Annotated in this window: 19 protein-coding genes and 1 tRNA gene; 14 read left to right on the forward strand and 6 right to left on the reverse strand. The window is 63.7% G+C overall.

What is annotated here, in order from left to right; genetic code table 11:
• The first annotated feature begins 152 nt into the window (after nt 1–152).
• Together PQR02_RS04985 and PQR02_RS04990 are read left to right on the forward strand one after the other, a co-directional pair.
• Nucleotides 153–1007 (forward strand): hypothetical protein, encoded by an 855-nt coding sequence (locus tag PQR02_RS04985; protein ID WP_408226326.1) that lies wholly within the window; start codon nt 153–155, stop codon nt 1005–1007.
• A gap of 152 nt (nt 1008–1159) precedes the next feature.
• Nucleotides 1160–1624, forward strand: a complete 465-nt coding sequence (locus PQR02_RS04990; RefSeq protein WP_408226329.1) for a DUF2214 family protein — start codon at nt 1160–1162, stop codon at nt 1622–1624.
• Between the two features lie 158 nt (nt 1625–1782).
• Here PQR02_RS04990 and PQR02_RS04995 read toward each other — a convergent pair whose 3' ends face one another.
• From PQR02_RS04995 to PQR02_RS05015, 5 genes are all read right to left on the reverse strand, one after another.
• Entirely contained in the window at nt 1783–3663 is a 1881-nt protein-coding gene (locus tag PQR02_RS04995; RefSeq protein WP_408226332.1) for an ABC transporter ATP-binding protein, read from the reverse strand.
• Between the two features lie 407 nt (nt 3664–4070).
• A tRNA-Val gene (locus PQR02_RS05000) sits at nt 4071–4145 on the reverse strand.
• A gap of 48 nt (nt 4146–4193) precedes the next feature.
• Nucleotides 4194–4928 (reverse strand): DNA polymerase III subunit epsilon, encoded by a 735-nt coding sequence (gene dnaQ, locus PQR02_RS05005; RefSeq protein ID WP_408226335.1) that lies wholly within the window; start codon nt 4926–4928, stop codon nt 4194–4196.
• A gap of 98 nt (nt 4929–5026) precedes the next feature.
• Complete coding sequence (gene rnhA, locus PQR02_RS05010; RefSeq protein ID WP_408226338.1) at nt 5027–5473, reverse strand: ribonuclease HI; 447 nt, start codon at nt 5471–5473, stop codon at nt 5027–5029.
• Complete coding sequence (locus PQR02_RS05015) at nt 5470–6336, reverse strand: class I SAM-dependent methyltransferase (RefSeq protein WP_408226341.1); 867 nt, start codon at nt 6334–6336, stop codon at nt 5470–5472. Before PQR02_RS05015 ends, rnhA begins: the two co-directional genes overlap by 4 nt.
• 19 nt (nt 6337–6355) lie before the next feature.
• On the opposite strand from PQR02_RS05015, the gene gloB reads away from it, so the two are divergent.
• The 7 genes from gloB (at nt 6356) to PQR02_RS05050 (ending at nt 16656) form a co-directional block, all read left to right on the forward strand.
• Nucleotides 6356–7147 (forward strand): hydroxyacylglutathione hydrolase, encoded by a 792-nt coding sequence (gloB, locus tag PQR02_RS05020; protein WP_408226344.1) that lies wholly within the window; start codon nt 6356–6358, stop codon nt 7145–7147.
• A gap of 155 nt (nt 7148–7302) precedes the next feature.
• Nucleotides 7303–8997, forward strand: a complete 1695-nt coding sequence (locus tag PQR02_RS05025; RefSeq protein WP_408226347.1) for a transglycosylase SLT domain-containing protein — start codon at nt 7303–7305, stop codon at nt 8995–8997.
• A 200-nt stretch (nt 8998–9197) separates the two neighbouring features.
• On the forward strand, nt 9198–10439 hold the full coding sequence (locus PQR02_RS05030) for an MFS transporter (RefSeq protein WP_408226350.1): 1242 nt from the start codon (nt 9198–9200) through the stop codon (nt 10437–10439).
• A 450-nt stretch (nt 10440–10889) separates the two neighbouring features.
• The gene (gene carA, locus PQR02_RS05035; protein ID WP_408226353.1) at nt 10890–12044 is read left to right on the forward strand and encodes a glutamine-hydrolyzing carbamoyl-phosphate synthase small subunit; all 1155 of its coding nucleotides are present in this window, start codon (nt 10890–10892) and stop codon (nt 12042–12044) included.
• A 197-nt stretch (nt 12045–12241) separates the two neighbouring features.
• Nucleotides 12242–15496 carry a carbamoyl-phosphate synthase large subunit gene (gene carB, locus PQR02_RS05040; protein ID WP_408226356.1) on the forward strand — a complete coding sequence of 1085 codons (3255 nt, stop codon included), beginning with the start codon at nt 12242–12244 and terminating at the stop codon, nt 15494–15496.
• Nucleotides 15497–15650: 154 nt separating this feature from the next.
• Nucleotides 15651–16127 (forward strand): transcription elongation factor GreA, encoded by a 477-nt coding sequence (gene greA, locus PQR02_RS05045; protein ID WP_408226359.1) that lies wholly within the window; start codon nt 15651–15653, stop codon nt 16125–16127.
• Between the two features lie 19 nt (nt 16128–16146).
• A complete protein-coding gene (locus PQR02_RS05050) occupies nt 16147–16656 on the forward strand; it encodes a DUF4149 domain-containing protein (protein WP_408226362.1) in 510 nt (169 codons plus the stop codon).
• A 153-nt stretch (nt 16657–16809) separates the two neighbouring features.
• Here PQR02_RS05050 and PQR02_RS05055 read toward each other — a convergent pair whose 3' ends face one another.
• Entirely contained in the window at nt 16810–17337 is a 528-nt protein-coding gene (locus PQR02_RS05055; protein ID WP_408226365.1) for a YhbY family RNA-binding protein, read from the reverse strand.
• Nucleotides 17338–17527: 190 nt separating this feature from the next.
• Between PQR02_RS05055 and PQR02_RS05060 the strand changes: the two genes are divergently transcribed.
• The 5 genes from PQR02_RS05060 to PQR02_RS05080 form a co-directional block, all read left to right on the forward strand.
• Complete coding sequence (locus PQR02_RS05060) at nt 17528–18190, forward strand: RlmE family RNA methyltransferase (protein ID WP_408226387.1); 663 nt, start codon at nt 17528–17530, stop codon at nt 18188–18190.
• Between the two features lie 189 nt (nt 18191–18379).
• Nucleotides 18380–20269, forward strand: a complete 1890-nt coding sequence (ftsH, locus tag PQR02_RS05065; protein ID WP_027804124.1) for an ATP-dependent zinc metalloprotease FtsH — start codon at nt 18380–18382, stop codon at nt 20267–20269.
• Nucleotides 20270–20351: 82 nt separating this feature from the next.
• Nucleotides 20352–21269 (forward strand): dihydropteroate synthase, encoded by a 918-nt coding sequence (gene folP / locus PQR02_RS05070; protein ID WP_408226369.1) that lies wholly within the window; start codon nt 20352–20354, stop codon nt 21267–21269.
• Between the two features lie 6 nt (nt 21270–21275).
• Nucleotides 21276–22634: a phosphoglucosamine mutase gene (gene glmM, locus PQR02_RS05075; protein ID WP_408226372.1), complete on the forward strand. Its 1359-nt coding sequence runs from the start codon at nt 21276–21278 to the stop codon at nt 22632–22634.
• A gap of 380 nt (nt 22635–23014) precedes the next feature.
• Nucleotides 23015–23352, forward strand: a 338-nt coding sequence (locus PQR02_RS05080; RefSeq protein ID WP_408226375.1) for a substrate-binding domain-containing protein, incomplete at its 3' end; no start/stop codon positions are given.

The raw sequence follows: 23352 nt of genomic DNA on the forward strand, positions 1-23352 counted from the left end.
ACGGGGCGTTGTTGCTTGCGCGCCGCGTTTTTTGCGCAGCGTGGCCGAAAGTGTGGAATTCCGCCAGTCAAGAATCGGCCACTCTCGGTAATATCCCTATAATGGCCGTGCCGCAAATTTGGCTGCGGCGCCGCCGACGACAGGAGGATGCCTTGGCGAGAACGAAAGAGACGCGTGCGAACGCCGCGCCTGGCGCCGGAACGATTTTCGCGTTGCGCGCCATCGGTCTCGTGCTGGTCGCTCGCTGGCTTTTCTCGATGGCACAGATGGACCTGGGCGCCGCGCTCTCGGCGATGGTGTCCTCGCCGTGGGCGTGCATCAACCTGGTATTCCTGTTCCTGCTGATTTTCCTGCCCGGCGCGCGCGCCGTGGCCGAGCGCCCATTTCATCCGCTGCCGCAATGGCTGCGGCAGGCGCTGCGTCTGTTTGCGTTTCTCGGTCTGGTGTTTGCGCTCTGGTCAGTCGGCGCGTTTGTGGCGAGCGCCGGTTGGCGGCGCGCCGCGCAGGCCGTGGCGGCTACCAATGGCTGGCTGCTGGCCGCGCCGGCCCTGTACGCGGCCGTCATGTGGATCTGCCGGCCGCGTCCGCTGTGGCGAACCAACATCGCCGCGCGGCGTTTTGCGATCGGCCGCTATGCGGTGGCGCTCGATCCGGCCACGCGCACCGTGATCGTATGGGCCGAGCGCCGCAAGGTCGGCCAATACGATGCGCGTGAATTGTCGGTGCGCTGGGCGGCCGGGCAGGATGTCCGCGCCACGCCGGCGCCCACTCCCGCGATCGCCTTCGGTGCGGCGGGCGAGCACGGGGCCCCGGCTTTGCCGATGGGATCGGGCGCGGCGCCAGCGCTCGTACACGGCGTGTTGGGCCGCCGTCCGAAAGTCGAGTTGCTGTGGGATTCGCCGGCTGCGGCGGGCCACAACCGGCAAACCGTATTCAGCGCGACCCTGACGACCGAAGGCGACCGGGTTGCCGCCCGCGCACTTGACACAACGCTGCGGCAAGTCTGAAGCCGCAAGCTTTGTGCATTCGACCACACCGCGTGGCCGTTGAACACGTCGTATCTCGAGCCTTACCCGATAATGAAGTCATGACGCGCGGCCATTGAACGCGGGCGAGTGGGACCTACGTCGATCGTGTCGCGTCTTTCGCAGGAGTCGCTATGCTGGTTCGCTGGTTGCTTGCCGCCCTTCATCTGCTCGCTTACGGTTTTGCGCTCGCGTCGATTCTGCGGCGCACGTGGGCGCTGCGCCGCGCGTCCGTGCCCGCCGCGCTGCGCTCCGTGTTTCGCGCGGATACCGGGTGGGGCATTTCCGCACTGGTGTTGATCGTCACCGGCTTGATGCGCGTCTTCGGCGGTTATGAGAAGGGCGCCGACTACTACCTCCACGAGCCGTTCTTTCACGTCAAGATGACGCTGCTCGTGTTGATTCTGATCCTCGAAGTCCCAACCATGCTCGAGCTGATGCGCTGGCGCGCGTCGATTCGCAAGGGCGTCGTGCCGAATCTGAAAAAGGCGCGTTCATATGCGCGCTATAGCGTGATCCAGACTGTGTTGCTCGTGCTGATGGTGTTCGCGGCGACGGGTATGGCGCGTGGCATCGGGTTGCCGGCCGGCGTGGTGTAGTTGGACGCCTCGGGCGGTCAAAGCGAAGTTCCTGAGGACGCTCACGGTTCCGTGCGTGTGACGCGCGCCGGCAGGAAAGGCGCAACGAGCGCGCGCAACGCCGGCAGAGCGCGCGTTCAAGCGGCGCTCCACCTGACATCCAACACGTTCGCTGCGCTTTATTTTCCCAGCAGCAAGCTCGCGTCGTCCACGCGATCCGCCTTGCTGCCGGTGCTTTCGCGCAGCAACTCCGGCTGCTCGCCGAAGCCCTTGATCAACTCCAGCGCCTGACGCTCGAACAGGCGCCGATACAGGCCGTTCTCGCGCCGGATCAGCGCGTCGTGGCTGCCTTCCTCGATCACCTTGCCCTTGTCCAGCACCAGCAATCGGTCCAGCGCGCGCACGGTGGACAGACGGTGCGCCACCACCAGGGTCGTGCGTCCCACCATCAGCCGCTCCATCGCTTGCTGGATCAGCACTTCGCTTTCGCTGTCGAGGCTCGACGTGGCTTCGTCCAGAATCAGGATCGGGGCGTCGGCAAGGAATGCCCGCGCGATCGCTACCCGCTGACGCTCGCCGCCCGAGAGCTTGACGCCGCGTTCGCCCACCAGGGTGTCATACCCGTTGGGCAGCGCCGCAATGAAGCCGTGCGCGCTCGCGAGCCGCGCAGCGCGCTCGATCTCGGCGCGGCTCGCACCCGGCCGCGCATAGGCGATGTTCTCGGCCAAAGAGCGGTGAAACAGCACCGGCTCCTGCTGAACGATGGCGATCTGGCTGCGCAAGGACGCTTGCCGCACCTGCGCGATGTCCTGGCCGTCGATGGTGATCCGGCCGCCCGAAACGTCGTAGAGACGCTGGATCAGCTTGATGAAGGTCGTCTTGCCCGAACCCGAATGCCCGACCAGCCCGACGCGCTCTCCCGGCGCGATGCGCAGGGAGAAGTTGTCGTAGAGCGGCCGGTCGTGCCCGCCATAGTGGAACGTGACGTGCTCGAAACGGATTTCGCCCTGGCCGATAGCGATCGGGCCCGCGCCGGGATGATCCTCGATACCGAGCGGCTGCGCCTCCAGCGACACCAGTTCCTCCATGTCGTTGACCGAGCGTTGCAGATTGCGGATGTGCATGCCGACATCGCGCAGATAGCCCTGCAACATGAAGAACATCGTCAGCGCGAAGGTGATGTCGCCGACGCTCGCCTGGCCGCGCGCCCATAGCGCCAGCGCCACGCCGAGAATGGCGGCCTGGATCGCCACCAGCATGCCGCCTTGCACGCCGCCGTTGACGGTGCCGCGCACCCACGTGCGGCGCGTGCGGTGCGCCCACTTGCCGATCACGCGCTCGAGCAGCGTTTCCTCGCGTTCCTCGGCGCCGAAGGCCTTCACCACGCCGTTGCAGCTGACCGCGTCGGCGAGCGCGCCGCCCATGCGCGTGTCCCATGCGTTCGCAAGGCGCGCGGCCGGCGCGACAAAGCCGAGCGAGATGGTCACGGTCACGGCGATGTACAGCACCGAGCCGACGCCGACCACCGCGCCCATCATCGGCCAGCGCCAGCCGAGCAGCGCTGTCGCGCCGGTCAGCATCGCCAGCGACGGCAGCAGCGCGATCAGCAGTGTGTCGTTGAGCAGATCGAGCGCCCACATCCCGCGCGTGATCTTGCGCACCGTGGAGCCGGCAAAGCTGTTGGCGTGCCAGTCGGTCGAAAAGCGCTGCACGCGATGAAACGCATTCGCCGCGATCTTGCTCATCATCTTCAGCGTGAGCCTGATGATGTTGAAGTACACGCCCTGGCGAAGCAGCGTGGCGCCGAGGCCGAGCGCGGCCAGCACGCAGAACGCCGTGAGCGCCGCCTGCCACGCGGTGTGATCGGCGGCCGGGCCGGATGCGATCGCATCGACGAGGCGGCCGGCGAACATCGGCGTGAGCACGTCCGCGAGGGCCGAGCACAGCGCCAGGGCAGCGATGGCGACGATCCGCCACGGCTGTTGCGCCCAGTGACGGAAGGTGAAGCCGAGGACATCCCTGAAGGCCTGTCCGCGAAAGTCGAGTTTTTTGTTAGCCATTTGCGGCGACCCGGCTACGCGTGAGCGCACCGAGGTTCCGGTCAGAAGCGAAAGGACGAGACAGTCGAAGCGTGCCGGAATACGGCCGGCAATGGGACTACGGACTGTCGTGGATTTGGGCGGCACGCTCGTGAGAGCAGGGTCCGCCTGAGCGACAACCTGACGACTTTAAGGTCGGGCCCGCGGTCGCGGGACCATGCGAGGGAGAGCGGTATGCACTGCGAACATGTGACGCCTCCCTGTGGTCGAGTGAGTGGAGAAGATGGCCGGAGCGAATGCCCAGAGAGGCGACTATAGCAGCCGTGCCTGGCGCTCGCAATCAAACCCAAAAACGAAACCAAAACGGAAAAGGGCTTACGCATTGCTGCGTAAGCCCTTTAATCTTCGGTGATCGACACACCAAATTCTGGTGGGTAGTACTGGGATCGAACCAGTGACCCCTGCCGTGTGAAGGCAGTGCTCTACCGCTGAGCTAACCACCCGAAGAGAGCCGAATTATGTCAGGGATTTTCGGGCTCGTCTAGTCATTTTTAAGTAGCTTGCTCATCCGCGGTCGTCGCTGGGGCGACGCGCCATACACTGGTGCCTTTGATCGCCTTGTCGAGGCCGTCGAGCAGGGCCTCGTGCGCGGCGACTTCGTCGTCGGACGCGGCGATCACGATCAGATCCAGCGAGTCGAGCGCGACGCGCGGCGCGTGCGCGTGGCCACGCGCATGCGATTCGCCGAGCATGTCGATGACGAGGCTTTCCTGGCCGCGCGTCATCGCCAGGTAGACTTCGGCGAGCAGTTCCGAGTCGAGCAGCGCGCCGTGCAGCGTGCGGTGCGCGTTGCTGATGCCGAAGCGGTCGCACAGCGCATCGAGCGAATTGCGCTTGCCCGGGAACATTTGTTTCGCGCGCGCGAGCGTGTCGATGATCTCGCCGCAATGGCTGCTCACCGGCGGCAAGCCCAGTAAGGCGAACTCGGCGTCGAGAAAGCCGATATCGAACGGCGCGTTGTGAATGATCAGGTCCGCGCCCTGGATGAAGTCGCGAAACTGGTCGGCGATTTCGCCGAACTTCGGCTTGTCGCTGAGAAATTCCGTGGTCAAGCCGTGCACGGCCAGCGCGCCCGGATCGCTATCGCGTTCCGGGTTGATGTAGAAGTGCAGGTTGTTGCCAGTGAGCCGGCGGTTCACCAGCTCGACACAGCCGAGTTCGAGAATCCGGTCGCCGGTACGGGCATTCAGGCCGGTGGTTTCGGTATCGAGGATGAGTTGACGCATGGGGTGTTAGCTTGCCTCAGAGAATTGCAGCGAAAAGAACAGCGCGGAAACGACGCGGGACCGGCGCGCAGCGCGTGCCGCGCGCAATGCGGCGGCCCTCAGACTTGCGCGAGCGATGCGACGCCCCGGTTGGCTAACTGATCGGCGCGCTCGTTTTCCGGATGCCCGTTGTGCCCGCGCACCCAGCGCCATTCGATTTCGTGCTGCGCGACGAGCGCGTCGAGCCGCTTCCACAGGTCGGCGTTCTTCACCGGCTGTTTGGCGGCGGTGATCCAGCCTTTCGTCTTCCAGCCGTGAATCCACTCGCTGATGCCTTTCTGCACGTACTGCGAGTCGGTGTGCACGACCGCCTTGCAGGGGCGCTTCAGTGCCTCGAGCGCGGCGATCACGCCCATCAGCTCCATGCGATTGTTGGTCGTGTTGGCTTCGCCGCCGAACAGTTCTTTTTCCTGGTCGCCGAAGCGCAGCAGCGCGCCCCAGCCGCCGGGGCCGGGATTGCCCTTGCAGGCGCCGTCGGTATAAATGTCGATGAGATCGGGAGTCATTGAGTGTGGTTGCGAGTGTTCGGGGTGGCGGCGGGCGCGAGGCCCGGGGCGAGCACGGGTTTCTTCACTTTCAGCGGACCGACGAGGCGCATGCCGCGCACCCGCTTGATCGCCTTGATCATGTAGGTGGCGCCGAAAATCGGCCACCAGCGGTCGCCGGCGGCTTCCATGAAACCATAGCGGGAGAGCCATTGCTCGCTGCCGAGCGGCGGACGGTAGCAGCCGAAGCGTCCGCGTTCAAGGTCGAAGCCCAGCAGCTTGATCCAGTCCTTCAGGCGCGTGAACGCGATCAGGTCGACCGCCGCGGGTACGAACGGCCGACCGGTCATCTTGCCGACCGACTGCCGCGCACCCCAAAGCGACAGCGAGTTGAAGCCGAGAATGATCAGCTGGCCTTCGGGCATCAGCACGCGCTCGGCCTCGCGCAGCAGCCGGTGCGGGTCGCTCGTGAATTCCAGCGTGTGCGGCATCACGATCAGATCGACGCTCTGCGCTTCGAACGGCAGGTCCAGCAGGTCGCACCAGAGCGCGCTGCGGCCGGCCGGCGCAGGCAGGCTCGCCGGGGTGCTTTGTGCTGCGCCGCGGCCCGGCCCGGCGCTCCCGTTGCGATTGCCGCCTTGCGCCGCGCCGCGCGGAAACTCGTAGGGCGCGCTGGCTCCGCTGGCGGCATCGAGCACGAGGCCCCGGCACGGCATGCGGTTTTCGCGCAACGCATCGAGCTGCGGCAGGCCGAGTTGCAGCGCATGATAGCCGAACACGTCCGACACCACGCGGTCGAGCTGGGTCTGTTCCCAGTCGAGCACGTAGCGTCCAGGCGGTGAGCCGGTCCAGGCGGGCCAGTCTATAATCGCTCGGTCAGTCATATCAAAGAATGCGTCGCCTATGAATGCGCTCGAGTACGTACCGGTCCCGGCGTTTGAAGACAATTACATCTGGGTCGTTTCCGACGGACACCACGCGGTGGTCGTCGATCCGGGTGAGGCAGCCCCCGTGCGTGCCTATCTGGCAAAACGCGGATGGCGGCTGAGCGCTATTTTACTCACGCACCATCATCAAGACCACGTCGGCGGGGTGGCCGATCTGCTGAACGGCCAGGCCGTGCCGGTCTACGGCCCCGCCGGTGAAGCGATCGAGCATCTCACGCATCGTCTCAAAAATGGCGATCACGTGACGATTGCGGTGCCCGCACTCGAATTCAGCGTGCTCGACGTACCGGGTCACACGAGCGGACACATCGCGTATTTTCAGGCGGGCGACCCGCGCGGCACGCCGCACGTCTTTTGCGGCGACACGCTGTTCGCGTGCGGCTGCGGCCGGCTGTTCGAAGGCACGCCGCGGCAGATGCTCGCGTCGCTGGACGCGCTTGCCGCGTTGCCCGGTGCGACCGAAGTGCATTGCGCGCACGAGTACACGTTGTCGAATATCCGCTTCGCGCTCGCCTGCGAGCCGGACAACGCCGAACTGCAAGCCTGGCGCGACAAGGCGAGCGAGCTCCGGGCGCGTCATGTGCCCACGCTGCCCACCACCATCGCGCACGAACGCGCGGTGAATCCATTCCTGCGCGCAGCCAGTCCGGCGGTGCAGGCGAGCTTGCAGGAGCAGCTGCACGAAAAGGTATCCGACCGCTTGACAGCCTTTACATTGATGCGCGAATGGAAGAACCGCTTCCGTTAATTCGGACCGCATTAGCTCTCTTCACGCGAAGAATCGGAAAAATTCGCCAAGCCCAAGATTTCCTTGATTTTTTTCCACATTTTCCGATTGACGTAAACGTTGCCGTTTCGTACTATCGGCTGCAAATTCCAGCCCTTGTGGAAGCCGAGACGTTCATGCGATTTATCTTAAGTGCGTTATTGGTCCTGACACTCGCCGCTTGCGCGAGTCAAGGACCGACAACGGGCAGTTCCACCACCGCAACCAATCCCGCCACCCAGCAAGCCGTAGCCGACGCCCTTCGCAAGACAGCCACCGCCAAAGAAACGATCAACGTAGACCAGGGTTCGGTCAGTCAGCTCACCAGCGCGGACGCCGATCTGTGGGGCCGTATTCGCCGTGGATTCCAGATGCCGGACCTGCAAACCGACCTCGTCGACATGCAGGTCAGCTGGTACGCGCAGCGTCCCGATTACGTGCAGCGCATGACCGAACGCTCGCAGAAGTACCTGTATCACATCGTCGAGGAGCTCGAGGCGCGCCATATGCCGACCGAGCTCGCCTTGCTGCCGTTCATCGAGTCCGCATATAGCCCGCAGGCGCTGTCGGTCGCGAAGGCCGCCGGCATGTGGCAGTTCATGCCGGGCACCGGGCGCACCTACAACCTCAAGCAGAACATGTGGCAGGACGAGCGCCGCGATGTGCTGGCCTCGACCAGCGCCGCGCTCGACTATCTGTCGCGTCTGCATGACATGTTCGGCGACTGGCAGTTGGCGCTGGCGGCGTACAACTGGGGTGAAGGCAACGTGCAGCGGGCGATCGCGCGCAACGAAGCGGCGGGTCTGCCCACCGACTACCTGAGCCTGCGCATGCCGAACGAGACGCGCAACTACGTGCCCAAGCTGCAGGCGGTCAAGAACATCGTGATGAACCCGCAAATCTACGGGCTCACCTTGCCGTCGATCCCGAACCATCCGTATTTCGTCACGGTGACCACCTCGCACGACATCGACGTGGAAATGGCCGCCAGGCTCGCGAATCTGTCCACCGACGAATTCCGCTCGTTGAACCCGTCGTTCAGGAAGCCCGTGATTCTCGGCGCGACGCAGCCGCAGATCCTGCTGCCGTTCGACAACGCCAGCGCGTTCGAGCGCAATCTGAAAGCGTTTTCCGGCTCGCTGTCGTCGTGGACCACGTACACGGTCGACCAACGCGCGACGCCGGCGGCGATCGCACAGAAGATCGGCGTCGACGCCGACACGCTGATGGAAGTGAACAAGATTCCGGTCGGCATGCGTCTGAAGCCCGGCTCGACGATCGTGGTGCCGCGCGGTTCGGACGACGACGAAGACATCAGCGCCGACGTTGCCGAAAGCGCGGTGCTGGCGATCGAGCCGGACGTCCCCGATACCCGCAAGATGCTGATCCGCGTGCGCCGCAATCAGACGATGGCGGCCGTCGCGGTCCGTTACGGCGTGTCGGTCGGCCAGTTGAAGGCGTGGAACCACACGCATCGCGACAACGTTTCGCGCGGCCAGGTGATCGTACTGCACGTGCCGGTCGGCAAGGCGGTGCCGAGCGAGCCGGGTCCCGAGCGGATCGCGACCGACGTGCAAGGCGGCGGCGTCGAGAAGATCGGCACCCGCGTCGCGGACACGCATAGCGAATCGCGCTACGATAAAAAGAACGGTCGTGGCCGGTCGGCCGTAGTAAAAGTCTCCGAGCCGGTAGGGAAGGTCAGCAAGCCGACTGCATCGAGCGCCAGCAAGGGCAAGGTGACGAAAGTGTCGGCTTCCACGTCCAGCAAGGCGTCGAAGGCTGCGGCAGAGAGCCGCCCAAAGACCGCGGCTAGCGCGAAGAAGGGTAAGTAGACCAATAGCGGCTCCCACGGTAGTGACCACTTGCGCTGCGGGGGCAGCGCATGGATTGCGCTCCGATCACGCACCGTGTTTTTTTCAACGCCGTCACCTGTGGTGACGGCGTTTTTCATGTGCGGATCGTTTCGGGCGACACGGACGTATTTCCTTTATCTTTTGTGCTTTGGCCACGTCGGCCTCCTAACGCAAAGCTTATGTCGTCGACCCAACTGCGCGTCTTTTTGCTGTTTTCCGCGGGCTATTTCGTTTCCTACGTGTTTCGCGGCGTCAACCTCGGCTTCGCGCCGTTCATCACGCACGATCTCGGCTTGTCGGCCGCCGATCTGGGCTTGCTGACCAGCCTGTATTTCCTCGGTTTCGCGGGCGCGCAGATTCCCGCTGGCGTGTTGCTCGATCACTTCGGCGCGCGGCGCATAACGGCCGCCACGTTGTTGTTCGCCGCGCTGGGCATCTGGGTGTTCGGCGCCGCGCAGAGCCTCGGTGTGATGATGATCGGGCGCCTGCTGATCGGGGTGGGCGTGTCGGTGTGCCTGGGCGCCGCATTCAAGGCGCTGGCGCAGCACTTTGCGAGCGCGCGCCTGCCGTTGATGAACGGGCTCGTGATGGCGATCGGCGGATTCGGCGGCGTGATGGTCGGCTCGCCGCTCACGTGGGTGCTAGGTTTCGCCAGCTGGCGCGCGGTCTGCGTCGGCCTGGGTCTGCTGACCGTGGTGGTCGCGCTCGCGCAGTGGATGCTCGCGCCCGACACGAAGGAAACTCACCGCCAGGCGAGCCTCGGCGGGCAGTTCAAGGGTACTTTGCAGATTCTGCGCAGTGCGGCGTTCTGGAGAATCGCGTCGTTCTCAGTCGTGACGCAAGGTGTTTTTTATGCGATGCAGTCGTTGTGGGTCGGCGCGTGGTTGCGCGACGTACAGGGTTTCGAGCCGCGCGAAGCGGCCGCGCTGGTGTCGATTCTCGGCTTCGCGATGATGGCCGGCTGCGTCGGTTTCGGCGCGGCGGCGCGTAGTCTGGAGCGGCGCGGCATCTCGCTATATGCGTTTTGCGGAATCGGCATGGCGTTGTATGTGCTGACCCAGTTACTGATCTTGTTCCGGGCGCCGCTGCCCGCGGGACTCTTGTGGGCGGCGTATGGCATTTTCGGCGGGACCGGCATTCTCAGTTACGCGGTGATGGCCCGGCATTTTCCGGCACAGATGATCGGCCGGGTGAACACCACGCTGACGCTGATCATTTTCCTGCTGATATTCGGCTTCCAGATCGGCGTTGGCGCGGTGTTGTCCCACTGGCCCGCGAGCGGCGGGCATTATCCGCCGGCCGCGCATCTGAGCGCGTGGGGAATTCTGGTGACCCTGCAGGTGTTGAGCGCGATCTGGTACATGTTGCCGAGCCGCAAGACATCTCGCGCGGGCGAAGTGCGCGCCGAGCAAGAGGCCTGAGCGCCGCGCGCGGCGGGTCCCCCACGCCGCCGCCGATTTGCGGGCGCAGGGCCGGATCGCCACGCGCAAATTCTTCGTCCGGCTCCGAAGGCAGCGCGAGCAAGGCTTGGAGCGCGCCGCAAGGCCGCCCTGCCAAGCCGGCGCGCTATCTCGGATTTGGAGGGAAGGGCGGTTTCAGGCTATAATTTGAAGGTTTGAGCTTATCAACCCGCACCCTAGCGCCTACCTCTCCCATACCGTTCATCCGCCGCGCGCCATTGGCGAAGCAAGAAGGGCCCGCACCCAGCCGATCCGTCCACACAATGGGCACATTGGACACGTCGCGCGTCCCTTGCAACGTCAACAGCAGGTCGCGAGCGAGTCTGCGCGCGCATCCCGTGGATGTGTTTCGCTGCGGCTCGCAGTCGGATAGGCTGGTCGGCAACAGGGTGTTCCCCCAAGGAGTCTCCCGTGTTGCCGTCATTTTCTCCCGCTCTGCTCGCGCTCGCCGACGGCACGGTCTTTCGTGGTTACTCGATCGGCGCCCCCGGGCATACCATCGGCGAAGTCGTGTTCAACACCGCTATCACCGGCTATCAGGAAATCCTGACTGACCCGAGCTACGCGCGTCAGATCGTGACCCTCACGTATCCGCATATCGGCAACGTCGGCGTGAACGCCGAAGACGTCGAAGCTACGAAAGTCCATGCCGCCGGTCTGATCATTCGCGATCTGCCGGTTCTCGCGTCGAACTTCCGCATGGAGCTTACGCTCCCGCAATACCTCCAGGACGAAGGCGTGGTCGCCATCGCCGGCCTCGACACCCGCATGCTGACCCGCGTGCTGCGCGACAAGGGCGCGCAGAACGGCGCAATCCTGGCCGGCTCGGACGACGAAGCCAAGGCCATCGAACTCGCACGCTCGTTCCCGGGCCTCTCGGGCATGGACCTCGCGAAGGTGGTGTCGACGAAGGAAACCTACGAGTGGACCCAGACCGAATGGCGTCTGGGCACCGGCTACGGCGAGCAGAATGCGCCGAAGTACCGCGTGGTGGCGTTCGACTATGGCGTGAAGTACAACATCCTGCGCATGCTGGCCGAGCGCGGCTGCCACGTCACCGTGCTGCCGGCGCAGGCAAGCGCGGCCGATGCGCTGGCGCTCAACCCGGACGGCATCTTCCTGTCGAACGGCCCGGGCGATCCGGAACCGTGCGACTACGCTATCGCGGCGACCAAAGAACTGATCGAGCGCGGCATTCCGACCTTCGGCATCTGTCTCGGCCACCAGATCATGGGCCTCGCGGTTGGCGCCAGGACCATGAAGATGAAGACGGGCCACCACGGCGCGAACCATCCGGTGAAGGATCTGGACGATGGCCGCGTGGTGATCACGTCGCAGAACCACGGCTTCGCGGTCGACGCCGACACGTTGCCGGCCAACGCCCGCGCCACCCACGTTTCGCTGTTCGACGGCACGCTGCAAGGCTTCGCGCTGACCGACAAGCCGGCGTTCTGCTTCCAGGGGCACCCGGAAGCGTCGCCTGGTCCGCACGACATCGCCTATCTGTTCGACCGCTTCACCGCGTTGATGGACGCGCAGAAGAGCGGCAAGAGCGCAGCGGCTTAAGGCTGGCACAGCGGCTCGGTGCCGCGGGCTTGCCTCCAAGGCGGCCCGGCGGCATGCGACTCGCCACGCGATCGGCGTACCCGGCAGACTGGGCGCCCGAAGGCGAGCCGCACGGAACCGGCCCAAGCAAAGCGCGCGCAACGCAATCATGGCGCGCGCCGACGGAAAGAATTCAGGAATACATTAGCGAGAGCGTTATGCCCAAGCGGACAGACATCAAGAGCATCCTCATCATCGGCGCGGGTCCGATCATCATCGGCCAGGCGTGCGAGTTCGACTACTCGGGCGCGCAGGCATGCAAGGCGCTGCGTGAGGAAGGCTACAAGGTCATTCTCGTCAACAGCAATCCGGCGACGATCATGACCGACCCGAACACGGCCGACGTGACCTACATCGAGCCGATCACGTGGGAAGTGGTCGAGCGCATCATCGCGAAGGAGCGCCCGGACGCGATCCTGCCGACGATGGGCGGCCAGACCGCGCTGAACTGCGCGCTCGATCTGCACGCGCACGGCGTGCTGGAGAAGTACAAGGTCGAGCTGATCGGTGCGTCGCCGGAAGCGATCGACAAGGCGGAAGACCGCCAGAAGTTCAAGGACGCGATGACCAAAATCGGCCTCGGCTCGGCCAAGTCGGGCACCGCGCATTCGATGGAAGAAGCGCTGCAGGTGCAGGCGAAGATCGCCGGGGAAACCGGCAGCGGCGGCTATCCGGTTGTGATCCGTCCGTCGTTCACGCTCGGCGGGTCGGGCGGCGGCATCGCGTACAACCGCGACGAATTCGAAGAGATCTGCAAGCGCGGCCTCGACCTGTCGCCCACGCGCGAGCTGCTGATCGAAGAGTCGCTGTTGGGCTGGAAAGAGTACGAGATGGAAGTGGTCCGCGATACGAAGGACAACTGCATCATCGTGTGCTCGATCGAAAACCTGGACCCGATGGGCATCCACACCGGCGACTCGATCACCGTCGCGCCGGCGCAAACGCTGACCGACAAGGAATACCAGATCCTGCGTAACGCGTCGCTCGCGGTGCTGCGCGAAATCGGCGTCGATACCGGCGGCTCGAACGTGCAGTTCTCGATCAATCCGAAAGACGGCCGGATGATCGTGATCGAAATGAATCCGCGCGTGTCGCGCTCGTCGGCGCTCGCGTCGAAGGCGACCGGCTTTCCGATCGCCAAGGTCGCGGCCAAGCTGGCAGTCGGCTACACGCTCGACGAACTGAAGAACGAAATCACCGGCGGCCAGACCCCGGCATCGTTCGAACCGACGATCGACTACGTCGTCACCAAGATTCCGCGTTTCGCGTTCGAGAAATTCCGCGAAGCCGATTCGCGCCTGACCACGCAGATGAAGTCGGTCGGCGAAGTGATGGCGATTGGCCGCACCTTCCAGGAGTCGTTCCAGAAGGCGCTGCGCGGTCTCGAAGTCGGCGTCGACGGTCTGGACGAAAAGACCGATAACCGCGACGAAATCATCCGCGAGATCGGCGAAGCCGGTCCGGACCGCATCTGGTACGTCGGCGACGCGTTCCGTGTCGGCATGACGGCCGCAGAGATCTTCGAAGAGACCTCGATCGATCCGTGGTTCCTCGCGCAGATCGAACAGATCATCCTGAAGGAAAAGGCGCTGGCCGGCCGCACGCTCGCGAGTCTCTCGAAGGAAGAGTTGAAGTATCTGAAGCAAAGCGGCTTCTCGGACCGGCGTCTCGCGAAACTGCTCGGCGCGAAGCCGGCGGACGTACGCGCGCGCCGTATCGAGTTGAACGTGCGCCCGGTGTACAAGCGCGTGGACACCTGCGCGGCCGAGTTCGCCACCAAAACCGCGTACATGTACTCCACGTACGAGGAAGAGTGCGAGGCGAACCCGACCAGCAACAAGAAGATCATGGTGCTGGGCGGCGGCCCGAACCGGATCGGCCAGGGCATCGAGTTCGACTACTGCTGCGTGCATGCCGCGCTCGCGATGCGCGAAGACGGCTATGAGACGATCATGGTCAACTGCAACCCCGAAACCGTTTCGACTGACTACGACACGTCCGATCGTCTGTATTTCGAATCGCTGACGCTCGAAGACGTGCTCGAAATCGTCGACAAGGAAAAGCCGGTCGGCGTGATCGTGCAATACGGCGGTCAGACGCCGCTGAAGCTTGCGCTCGATCTCGAAGCGAACGGTGTGCCGATCGTCGGCACGTCGCCGGACATGATCGACGCCGCCGAAGACCGTGAGCGTTTCCAGAAGCTGCTGCAGAACCTCGGCCTGCGTCAGCCGCCGAACCGCACCGCGCGCGCCGAAGACGAAGCGCTCAAGCTCGCCGACGAGATCGGCTACCCGCTGGTGGTGCGTCCGTCATACGTGCTCGGCGGCCGCGCGATGGAAATCGTTCACGAGCCGCGCGACCTCGAGCGCTATATGCGCGAGGCCGTGAAGGTGTCGAACGATTCGCCGGTGCTGCTCGACCGCTTCCTGAACGACGCGATCGAGTGCGACGTGGATTGCATCTCGGATGGCGAAGCCGTGTTTATCGGCGGCGTGATGGAGCACATCGAACAGGCGGGCGTGCACTCGGGCGACTCGGCCTGCTCGCTGCCGCCGTACTCGCTGTCGAAGGAAACCGTGGCTGAGCTCAAGCGCCAGACGGGCGCAATGGCGAAGGCGCTGAACGTGGTGGGTCTGATGAACGTGCAGTTCGCGATTCAGCAGGTTCCGCAGGCTGACGGCTCGAAAGAAGACGTCATCTACGTGCTCGAAGTGAATCCGCGCGCGTCGCGCACGGTGCCGTACGTGTCGAAGGCGACCAGCCTGCCGCTCGCGAAGATCGCGGCGCGCGCGATGGTCGGCCAGACGCTCGCGCAACAAGGCGTGACGAGGGAAATCGAGCCGCCGTACTTCAGCGTGAAGGAAGCAGTGTTCCCGTTCGTCAAGTTCCCGGCGGTCGACCCGGTGCTCGGACCGGAAATGCGTTCGACCGGTGAAGTGATGGGCGTGGGCCAGACCTTCGGCGAGGCGCTCTTCAAGTCGCAACTCGCGGCGGGTTCGCGCCTGCCGGAGTCGGGCACGGTGCTGTTGACCGTGATGGACGCCGACAAGCCGAAGGCCGTCGAAGTCGCGCGCATGCTGCACGAACTCGGCTATCCGATCGTCGCGACCAAGGGCACGGCTGCCGCGATCGAAGCGGCCGGCGTGCCGGTGAAGGTGGTCAACAAGGTGAAGGATGGCCGTCCACACATCGTCGACATGATCAAGAACGGCGAGATCGCGCTGGTCTTCACGACCGTCGACGAAACGCGCGCAGCGATCGCCGATTCGCGTTCGATTCGCATGAGCGCGCAGGCGAACAAGGTCACGTACTACACGACGATGTCCGGCGCGCGGGCCGCGGTGGAGGGTCTGCGTTATCTGAAGAACCTGGAAGTCTATGATTTACAAGGGCTCCACGCTCGCCTAAACTAAGGCTTCGAATATCTGTCCAAGATGTAAGTGCCGCGGTTAAGCGGCGTTCCGCAGGAGCTGGGGCCCGGGTTATGCGCCGTGGCGCTGGTTCCTGCGGGATGCACTTAACCGCGGTGATTTTTTTTACGGCCGTTTTTTGCCTCTAGAGTTGTTTATGAGCACTATTCCATTGACTAAGCGCGGCGCAGACATGTTGCGCGATGAATTGCAGCGTCTGAAATCGGTTGAACGTCCGGCCGTGATCAACTCGATCGCGGAAGCGCGTGCGCAGGGCGACCTGTCGGAAAACGCGGAATACGACGCGGCGAAGGAAAAACAGGGCTTCATCGAAGGCCGGATTGCCGAGATCGAATCGAAGCTGGCCGGCGCGCAGGTGATCGACCCGTCGAAGGTGGATGCAGACGGTCGCGTGGTGTTTGGCGCGACGCTGGAACTGGAAGACCTGGAGTCGGGTGCGTCGGTCAAATATCAGATCGTCGGCGACGACGAAGCCGACATCGACCACGGTCTGATCTCGATCAGCTCGCCGATCGCGCGCGCCTTGATCGGCAAGTCGGAAGGCGACGTTGCATCGGTGCAGGCACCGGGCGGCGTGCGCGAGTACGAGATCATCGCGGTTAGCTACATCTGAGGGTGACAAGGTGTCGCAAATGCCGCATCGGGTTTTCCGTCTTTTGACGGTGGTGTGGGTCGGTAGTCTGCTGACTATCGGCTATGCCGTCGCGCCCGTGCTATTCACGTCGCTCGACCGGATGACGGCGGGTGCCGTCGCGGCGCAGCTGTTTCGCGTGCAGGGCATCCTGGGTGTGGTGTGCGGCGTTTTGCTGCTCGGTCTGGCCAACCTGCTGATTCGCCGCGGCAGCGAGGCTTATCGCCGGTTGCGCTGGCTGATCGCCGGCATGCTGGTGTGCGTGCTGGTGGGTTACTTCGCGCTGCAGCCGTTCATGAATGCAATGCGCGTGGCCGCGCTCGAAGCGGGCAGCGATGTCGGGCATTCGGTCTATGCGACGCGCTTCGGCATCTTGCACGGCGTGTCGAGTCTGTTTTATCTGGTCGAAAGCCTGCTGGGCCTCGGGCTCGTGTGGATGCTGCCTGCGGGGTCCGATGTTGTGGCGACGGAGCGCGGCGCTCGCGGTGCCGCGGAGAAGATGGCGAGCTGAGGCGCTGGAGTCGAACGGCTTCTGTTTTCTTTTCCCCCGCCTTTCCGCTTTCAGCCGACTTGGTTAAGCGCCTCCACGGGCATTCAGCCTCTCGTTTCAAGCCGGCCTTTTGCCAAGGTGCGGACTTCTTCGCCGCACGTCCCCGTCATTCGCTTACTTCGACGATTGATGCGAGCGCTTTGCGCTGGTTTGGCGCTTCTTCGCGCGCTTGATGTTGCCGCCTTGCGTGACGCGTTCATTGCCGCGCACCACGACCGCTTTAGCCTTCGGCTTGCGCATCGGAATTTCGCTGGGTTTCACGACCTTAACGACGCGCGGTGCGCGGCCCTTGCCCGGCTTGGCTTCAACGGCCGCTTCGCGGGCGCTCGGCAGTGCGCCACGCTTCGTTTTCACCCCCGGTTGGGCCGCTTCCGGCTTCCAGATCACCAGCAGCTTGCCGATGTGCTGGATCGGCGCGGCATTCAGGGTGTCGCAGATCTGTTCGTAAATTGCGATGCGCCCTTCGCGATCGTCGCCGAACACGCGAATCTTGATGAGCTGATGAGCGCCAAGGTGGACCTTGATCTCGGAGAGCACAGCGTCGGTCAAGCCTTCGGCGCCGACGAGCACGACCGGTTTGAGCGCATGTGCCTGGGAGCGCAACTCGGCGCGTTGGTCGGAAGAGACTTTGAGGGCTGGCATGGAAAGTGGGAGACTCGACTAAAATGGCGGCACCTGCGTTCCCGAACGATTTGCTCGATCGGGTGATTCAACAGGGCGGCGCGTCAGAACAACAGAATCGCGGATGACCGTCAGTTTGGCGGTGGCCGCGCGAATTAACCGCGTATTATCCCCTAAAGCGCGACACCACGCAGCAAGAGTTCAATCATTAATGGCAAAAAACAAGTTCAACACCGCATGGCTGCATGACCACATCAACGACCCGTACGTGAAAATGGCGCAGCGGGAGGGCTATCGCGCCCGCGCGGCCTATAAGCTCAAGGAGATCGACGAGCAGGACAAGCTGATCCGTCCTGGGCAGGTCATCGTCGACCTCGGCTCCACGCCGGGCAGCTGGAGCCAGTACGCGCGTAACAAGCTCGCCAAGGGTTCGCAGCGTGACGCCGAGCGCGAAGGCGGGATCGACGGTACGATCATCGCGTTGGACATCCTTCCGATGGAACCGGTGGCCGACGTCCACTTCATTCAAGGCGATTTCCGCGAGGACTCGGTGGTGGGCCAACTGGAAGAATTGGTCGGAGAACGCCAGGTCGACCTTGTAATTTCTGATATGGCGCCCAACCTGTCGGGAGTGGCGGTGGCGGATGCCGCGCGAATCGAGCATTTATGCGATCTCGCGCTGGAATTCTCACAAACTCACCTGAGACCGGATGGTGCCCTTTTAGTCAAATGTTTCCACGGCAGTGGCTACAGCCAGATTGTCGAAAAGTTCAAGCGTCAGTTCAAGGTGGTGGCGGCCCGTAAGCCTAAGGCTTCGCGGGATAAATCGTCAGAAACGTTTATTTTGGGTAAGCATCTCAAGCGCCCCGCGTAGGGCCGCTGCAAGACGGTTCCGCATCTGCCGATAAAGTGTTCATGGCGCCGGAAATTGGTGCTTTAATAGCCGGCTACGCTATTTATGTGGTAGTGAAACGTTATGGCAGGGGTCTGCGGACTGGATTAGAATGCTTTCGTGGTGCCGCAAGGCAAATGTAGGCGCCCGACTAAGTGAAGGAGTGGTGCTTTGAACAACAATATGTTTTCGAAGGCAGCAGTGTGGTTGGTCATCGCACTGGTGCTATTTACGGTGTTCAAGCAGTTCGACAAGCCCCGTGTCCAGGAAGGCGTGTCCTATTCGCAGTTCATGGACGACGCGAAGAACGGCAAAGTCAAGAACGTCATTGTCCAGGGGCGGAACCTCACGGTCACTCCAGCAGACGGCCAGAAATACCAGATCGTGTCGCCCGGCGACATCTGGATGGTGGGCGATCTGATGAAGTATGGCGTACAGGTGAGCGGCAAGGCTGACGACGAACCGAATGCGCTGGTCTCCGCGCTGTACTACCTTGGGCCGACGATTCTGATCATCGGCTTCTGGTTCTACATGATGCGACAGATGCAGGGAGGCGGCAAAGGCGGAGCGTTCTCGTTCGGCAAATCGCGCGCGCGCCTGATCGACGAGAACAACAACGCGATCAATTTCACCGACGTCGCCGGTTGCGACGAAGCGAAGGAGGAAGTGTCCGAACTGGTCGACTTCCTGCGCGATCCGCAGAAATTCCAGAAGCTGGGTGGCCGTATTCCGCGCGGCGTGTTGCTGGTCGGGCCGCCGGGAACAGGTAAGACGTTGCTGGCACGCGCTATCGCCGGCGAAGCGAAAGTGCCGTTCTTCAGCATCTCGGGGTCGGACTTCGTCGAAATGTTCGTCGGTGTCGGCGCGGCTCGCGTTCGCGATATGTTCGAGCAGGCGAAGAAGCATGCACCGTGCATCGTGTTCATCGACGAAATCGACGCGGTCGGTCGTCATCGCGGCGCCGGTATGGGCGGCGGTAACGATGAACGTGAACAGACGCTGAATCAGATGCTGGTCGAGATGGACGGCTTCGAAGCGAACTCGGGTGTGATCGTGATCGCTGCAACGAACCGTTCGGACGTGCTCGACAAGGCGCTGCTGCGCCCGGGCCGCTTCGATCGCCAGGTGTACGTCGGTCTGCCGGACATCCGCGGCCGCGAACACATCATGAAGGTTCACCTGCGCAAGGTGCCGATCTCGAACGACGTCGACGCGGCAGTGATCGCACGCGGCACGCCGGGTTTCTCGGGCGCCGATCTCGCGAACCTGGTCAACGAAGCTGCGTTGTTCGCGGCTCGCCGCGGCAAGCGCATCGTCGAAATGACGGATTTCGAAGACGCAAAGGACAAGATCTTCATGGGTCCGGAGCGCAAGTCGGCCGTGATTCGCGAAGAGTCGAAGCGCGCCACGGCGTACCATGAGTCGGGCCATGCGGTGATCGCGAAATTGCTGCCGAAGGCCGATCCGGTGCACAAGGTCACGATCATCCCGCGCGGCCGTGCGCTGGGCGTCACGTGGCAATTGCCGGAGCACGACAACGAAACGTATTCGAAGGACTATCTGCTGGATCGTCTCGCGATCCTGTTCGGTGGCCGGGTCGCCGAAGAGTTGTTCCTGAACCTGATCAGCACGGGTGCGTCGGACGACTTCAACAAGGCGACGCAAACGGCTCGCGCAATGGTGGCTCGCTTCGGCATGACGGATGCGCTCGGGCCGATGGTCTACGTCGACGATGAAAACGACGCAACGCCGTTTGGCCGTGGCTTCACGCGCACCATTTCGGAAGCGACGCAGCAGAAGGTCGACGCGGAAATCCGCCGCGTGTTGGACGAGCAATACAACCTCGCGAAGCGTCTGCTTGAAGAAAACCGCGACAAGGTCGAAGCGATGACCGCCGCACTGATGGAGTGGGAAACGATCGACGCCGATCAGATCAACGACATCATGGCTGGCCGTCCGCCGCGTTCGCCGAAGAGCTCGCCGCCGTCGGCAAGCGACGCCTCGTCGGGCGGCAGCCCGGGCACCGAGGTCAAGCCTGGCAGCGCGACTGCGCCGGCCTGATAGGCGATCAGTAGAAAGTGCGGGCCGGTGTGCTTCACACCGGCCCGTTTGCATTTATCCGTGTTATGTGAAGCATCGTTACGTGTCGAAAGCCGCTCTCTCTTCTCTTGCCATCCCGGCGCCGCTTCAATGCGGCCGCTTCAAGCTGACCTTTGAACGCCCATTGGTCATGGGTATCCTGAACATCACGCCTGATTCGTTTTCCGATGGCGGCAAATTCGCGACGCGCGACGACGCGCTGCGCCAGGCCGAGCGCATGATCGCCGAAGGTGCGGACATCATCGACATCGGCGGCGAATCGACTCGGCCGGGGGCGCCGCCGGTGCCGCTCGACGAAGAACTGGAGCGCGTGATTCCACTGATCGAGCAACTGCGCGGGGTGAACGTGCCGTTGTCGGTGGATACGTACAAGCCGGAGGTGATGCGTCACGCATTGAGTGCGGGCGCCGATCTGATCAACGACATCTGGGGCTTCCGGATGCCCGGCGCGATCGACGCGGTCCGCGCTAGCACATGTGGTTTGTGTGTGATGCATATGCTGGGCGAGCCGCAGACCATGCAGCTCGGCGAGCCGGCCTATGAGGATGTGGTGAGCGAGGTTCGCCATTTTCTCGAAGAGCGGGTAGCCACGCTGCAGCAAGCAGGAATTGCGCGCGAGCGTATAAGCGTCGACCCGGGTTTCGGCTTCGGCAAGGCGGTGGTCGAGCACAACTATGCGTTGCTGGCGCATTTATCGGACACCGCGCCACAGGCCGTGCCGCCGTACCCGATTCTCGCGGGGATGTCCCGCAAGTCGATGGTCGGCGCGGTGGTCGGGCGTCCGCCCGCGGAGCGCGTCGCCGGCAGCATCGCCGCGGCTGTGTGCGCGGCCGAACGGGGCGCGGCGATTCTGCGGGTGCACGATGTCGCGCAAACGGTAGACTCGTTGAAAATATGGGCAACTACGCGCGACGCGGCGTATCACAGCCGCGCGCGATTGAACCCAAAGCAAGGGAGCTAGTAAAACATGGCACGTCGTTACTTCGGAACGGACGGGATTCGGGGCAAGGTCGGTGAAGGGCCTATTACGCCGGAGTTTGTGCTGCGGCTGGGTTATGCGGCCGGCAAGGTGCTCGCGGGCGCGGATCGTCGGACCAGATCGAGCGCCCGGCCCACGGTGCTGATCGGTAAAGACACGCGGGTGTCGGGCTACATGCTCGAAGCCGCTCTCGAGTCGGGCTTTTCGGCGGCCGGCGTGGACGTGATGCTGGCCGGCCCGATGCCGACTCCCGGCATCGCCTACCTGACGCGCGCGCTGCGGCTTGCCGCGGGCGTGGTCATCAGCGCATCGCACAACCCGTACTACGACAACGGCATCAAATTCTTCTCCGCCGACGGCAATAAGCTGCCGGACGAGGTCGAAGCGCAGATCGAAGAGCAGCTCGATCTGCCGCTCGCCTGCGCGGCGTCCGAGCAGCTCGGCAAGGCGCGGCGCCTCGACGATGCGGCCGGCCGCTATATCGAGTTCTGCAAGAGCACGTTCCCGGCTGCGTTCGACCTGCGCGGGATGAAGCTGGTCGTCGATTGCGCGCACGGCGCCGCGTACGACATCGCGCCGCACGTGTTCCACGAACTCGGCGCCGAGGTGATCCCGATCGGCGTGGCGCCGAACGGCTTCAATATCAACGACGGCGTGGGCGCCACCGCGCCCGACGCGCTGGTGCGCGCGGTGTGCGCGAATCACGCGGATCTCGGCATTGCGCTCGACGGCGACGCCGACCGTCTGCAGGTAGTCGACGCGGCCGGCCGTCTGTACAACGGCGACGAGCTGCTGTACGTGCTGGTGAGGGACCGCATCGCGACCGCGGGCAAGGTGGACGGCGCGGTCGGTACCTTGATGACCAATATGGCGGTTGAAGTCGCGCTGCAGGAGGTGGGCGTGAAGTTCGTCCGCGCGGCGGTGGGCGACCGCTATGTCCTCGAGCAGCTGCGCGAACACGGCTGGCAACTCGGGGCCGAAGGCTCGGGCCATATCCTCTCGCTCGATCGCCATTCAACCGGCGACGGCATCGTCTCCGCGCTGCTGGTGCTGGCGGCGATGCAGCGCAGCGGCAAATCGCTCGCCGAGTTGCTCAACGGCGTCACGCTGTTCCCGCAGAAGCTGATCAACGTGCGGATGAAGCCAGATGCGGACTGGAAGGGCAGCGACACGATCCGTCGCGCGATCGGCAACGCGGAGGATGCCTTGAACGGCCGCGGCCGCGTGCTGATCCGGGCGTCCGGCACCGAGCCGGTATTGCGCGTGATGGTCGAGGCGGAGAACGTCGACGACGCGGTTCATTATTCGGAAGCGATTGCCGACGCGGTGAAGCAGGCCACCACGTAAGGCGCGCTGTTTCACGGTCTCTTTTGCGCAGCGGCGGGACGAGAGGGTGTCGTCCCGCCGCTTGCCTGTTCACCCTCACTTCGAACCGGTGCAGCGCGCCGAATCCGCCAGCCCGGCGGTCTTTTTCCACCATATTCCATTCCTGTGGACGCGCTCTCACGTGCACACGCAAACGTTCGCGCCCCATCTTTTTCGCCTAATCTCAAGAACGTAACGGCCCCGCTCGCCAGGCCGTCGATTCGTTCGCGCCAGCGACCCTTTCAGTCGGTAATCGAACTGTCACATGTGATTCATGATCAGTCACGTTACTGTCACAAAGAGACCCTAAGCTTCGCGGTGTTCGTGTTACTCGCTCACACCGCTCACACCCTGGAGGTCTCATGAAATTGATGCAAACCGTGTTCGCTGGCGTCGCTGGCGCGCTTTTCGCAATCGCAGCGCAAGCAGCAGACATCACCGGCGCGGGCAGCACCTTCGCAGCACCGATCTACACGAAATGGGCCGACTCCTATCAGAAGTCCGGCGGCGGCAAGGTGAATTATCAAGGTATCGGTTCGTCGGGCGGCGTGAAGCAGATCGTCGCGAAGACCGTCGATTTCGCGGGCTCCGATGCTCCGATGAAAGACGACGAACTCGCCAAGGAAGGCCTGTTCCAGTTCCCGACGGTGGTCGGCGGCGTGGTGCCGGTCGTCAACGTGCCGGGCGTGAAGCCGGCTGA

Origin of the sequence: Paraburkholderia sediminicola (genome assembly GCF_046026895.1) — a bacterium.
GTDB lineage: Bacteria > Pseudomonadota > Gammaproteobacteria > Burkholderiales > Burkholderiaceae > Paraburkholderia > Paraburkholderia sediminicola_C.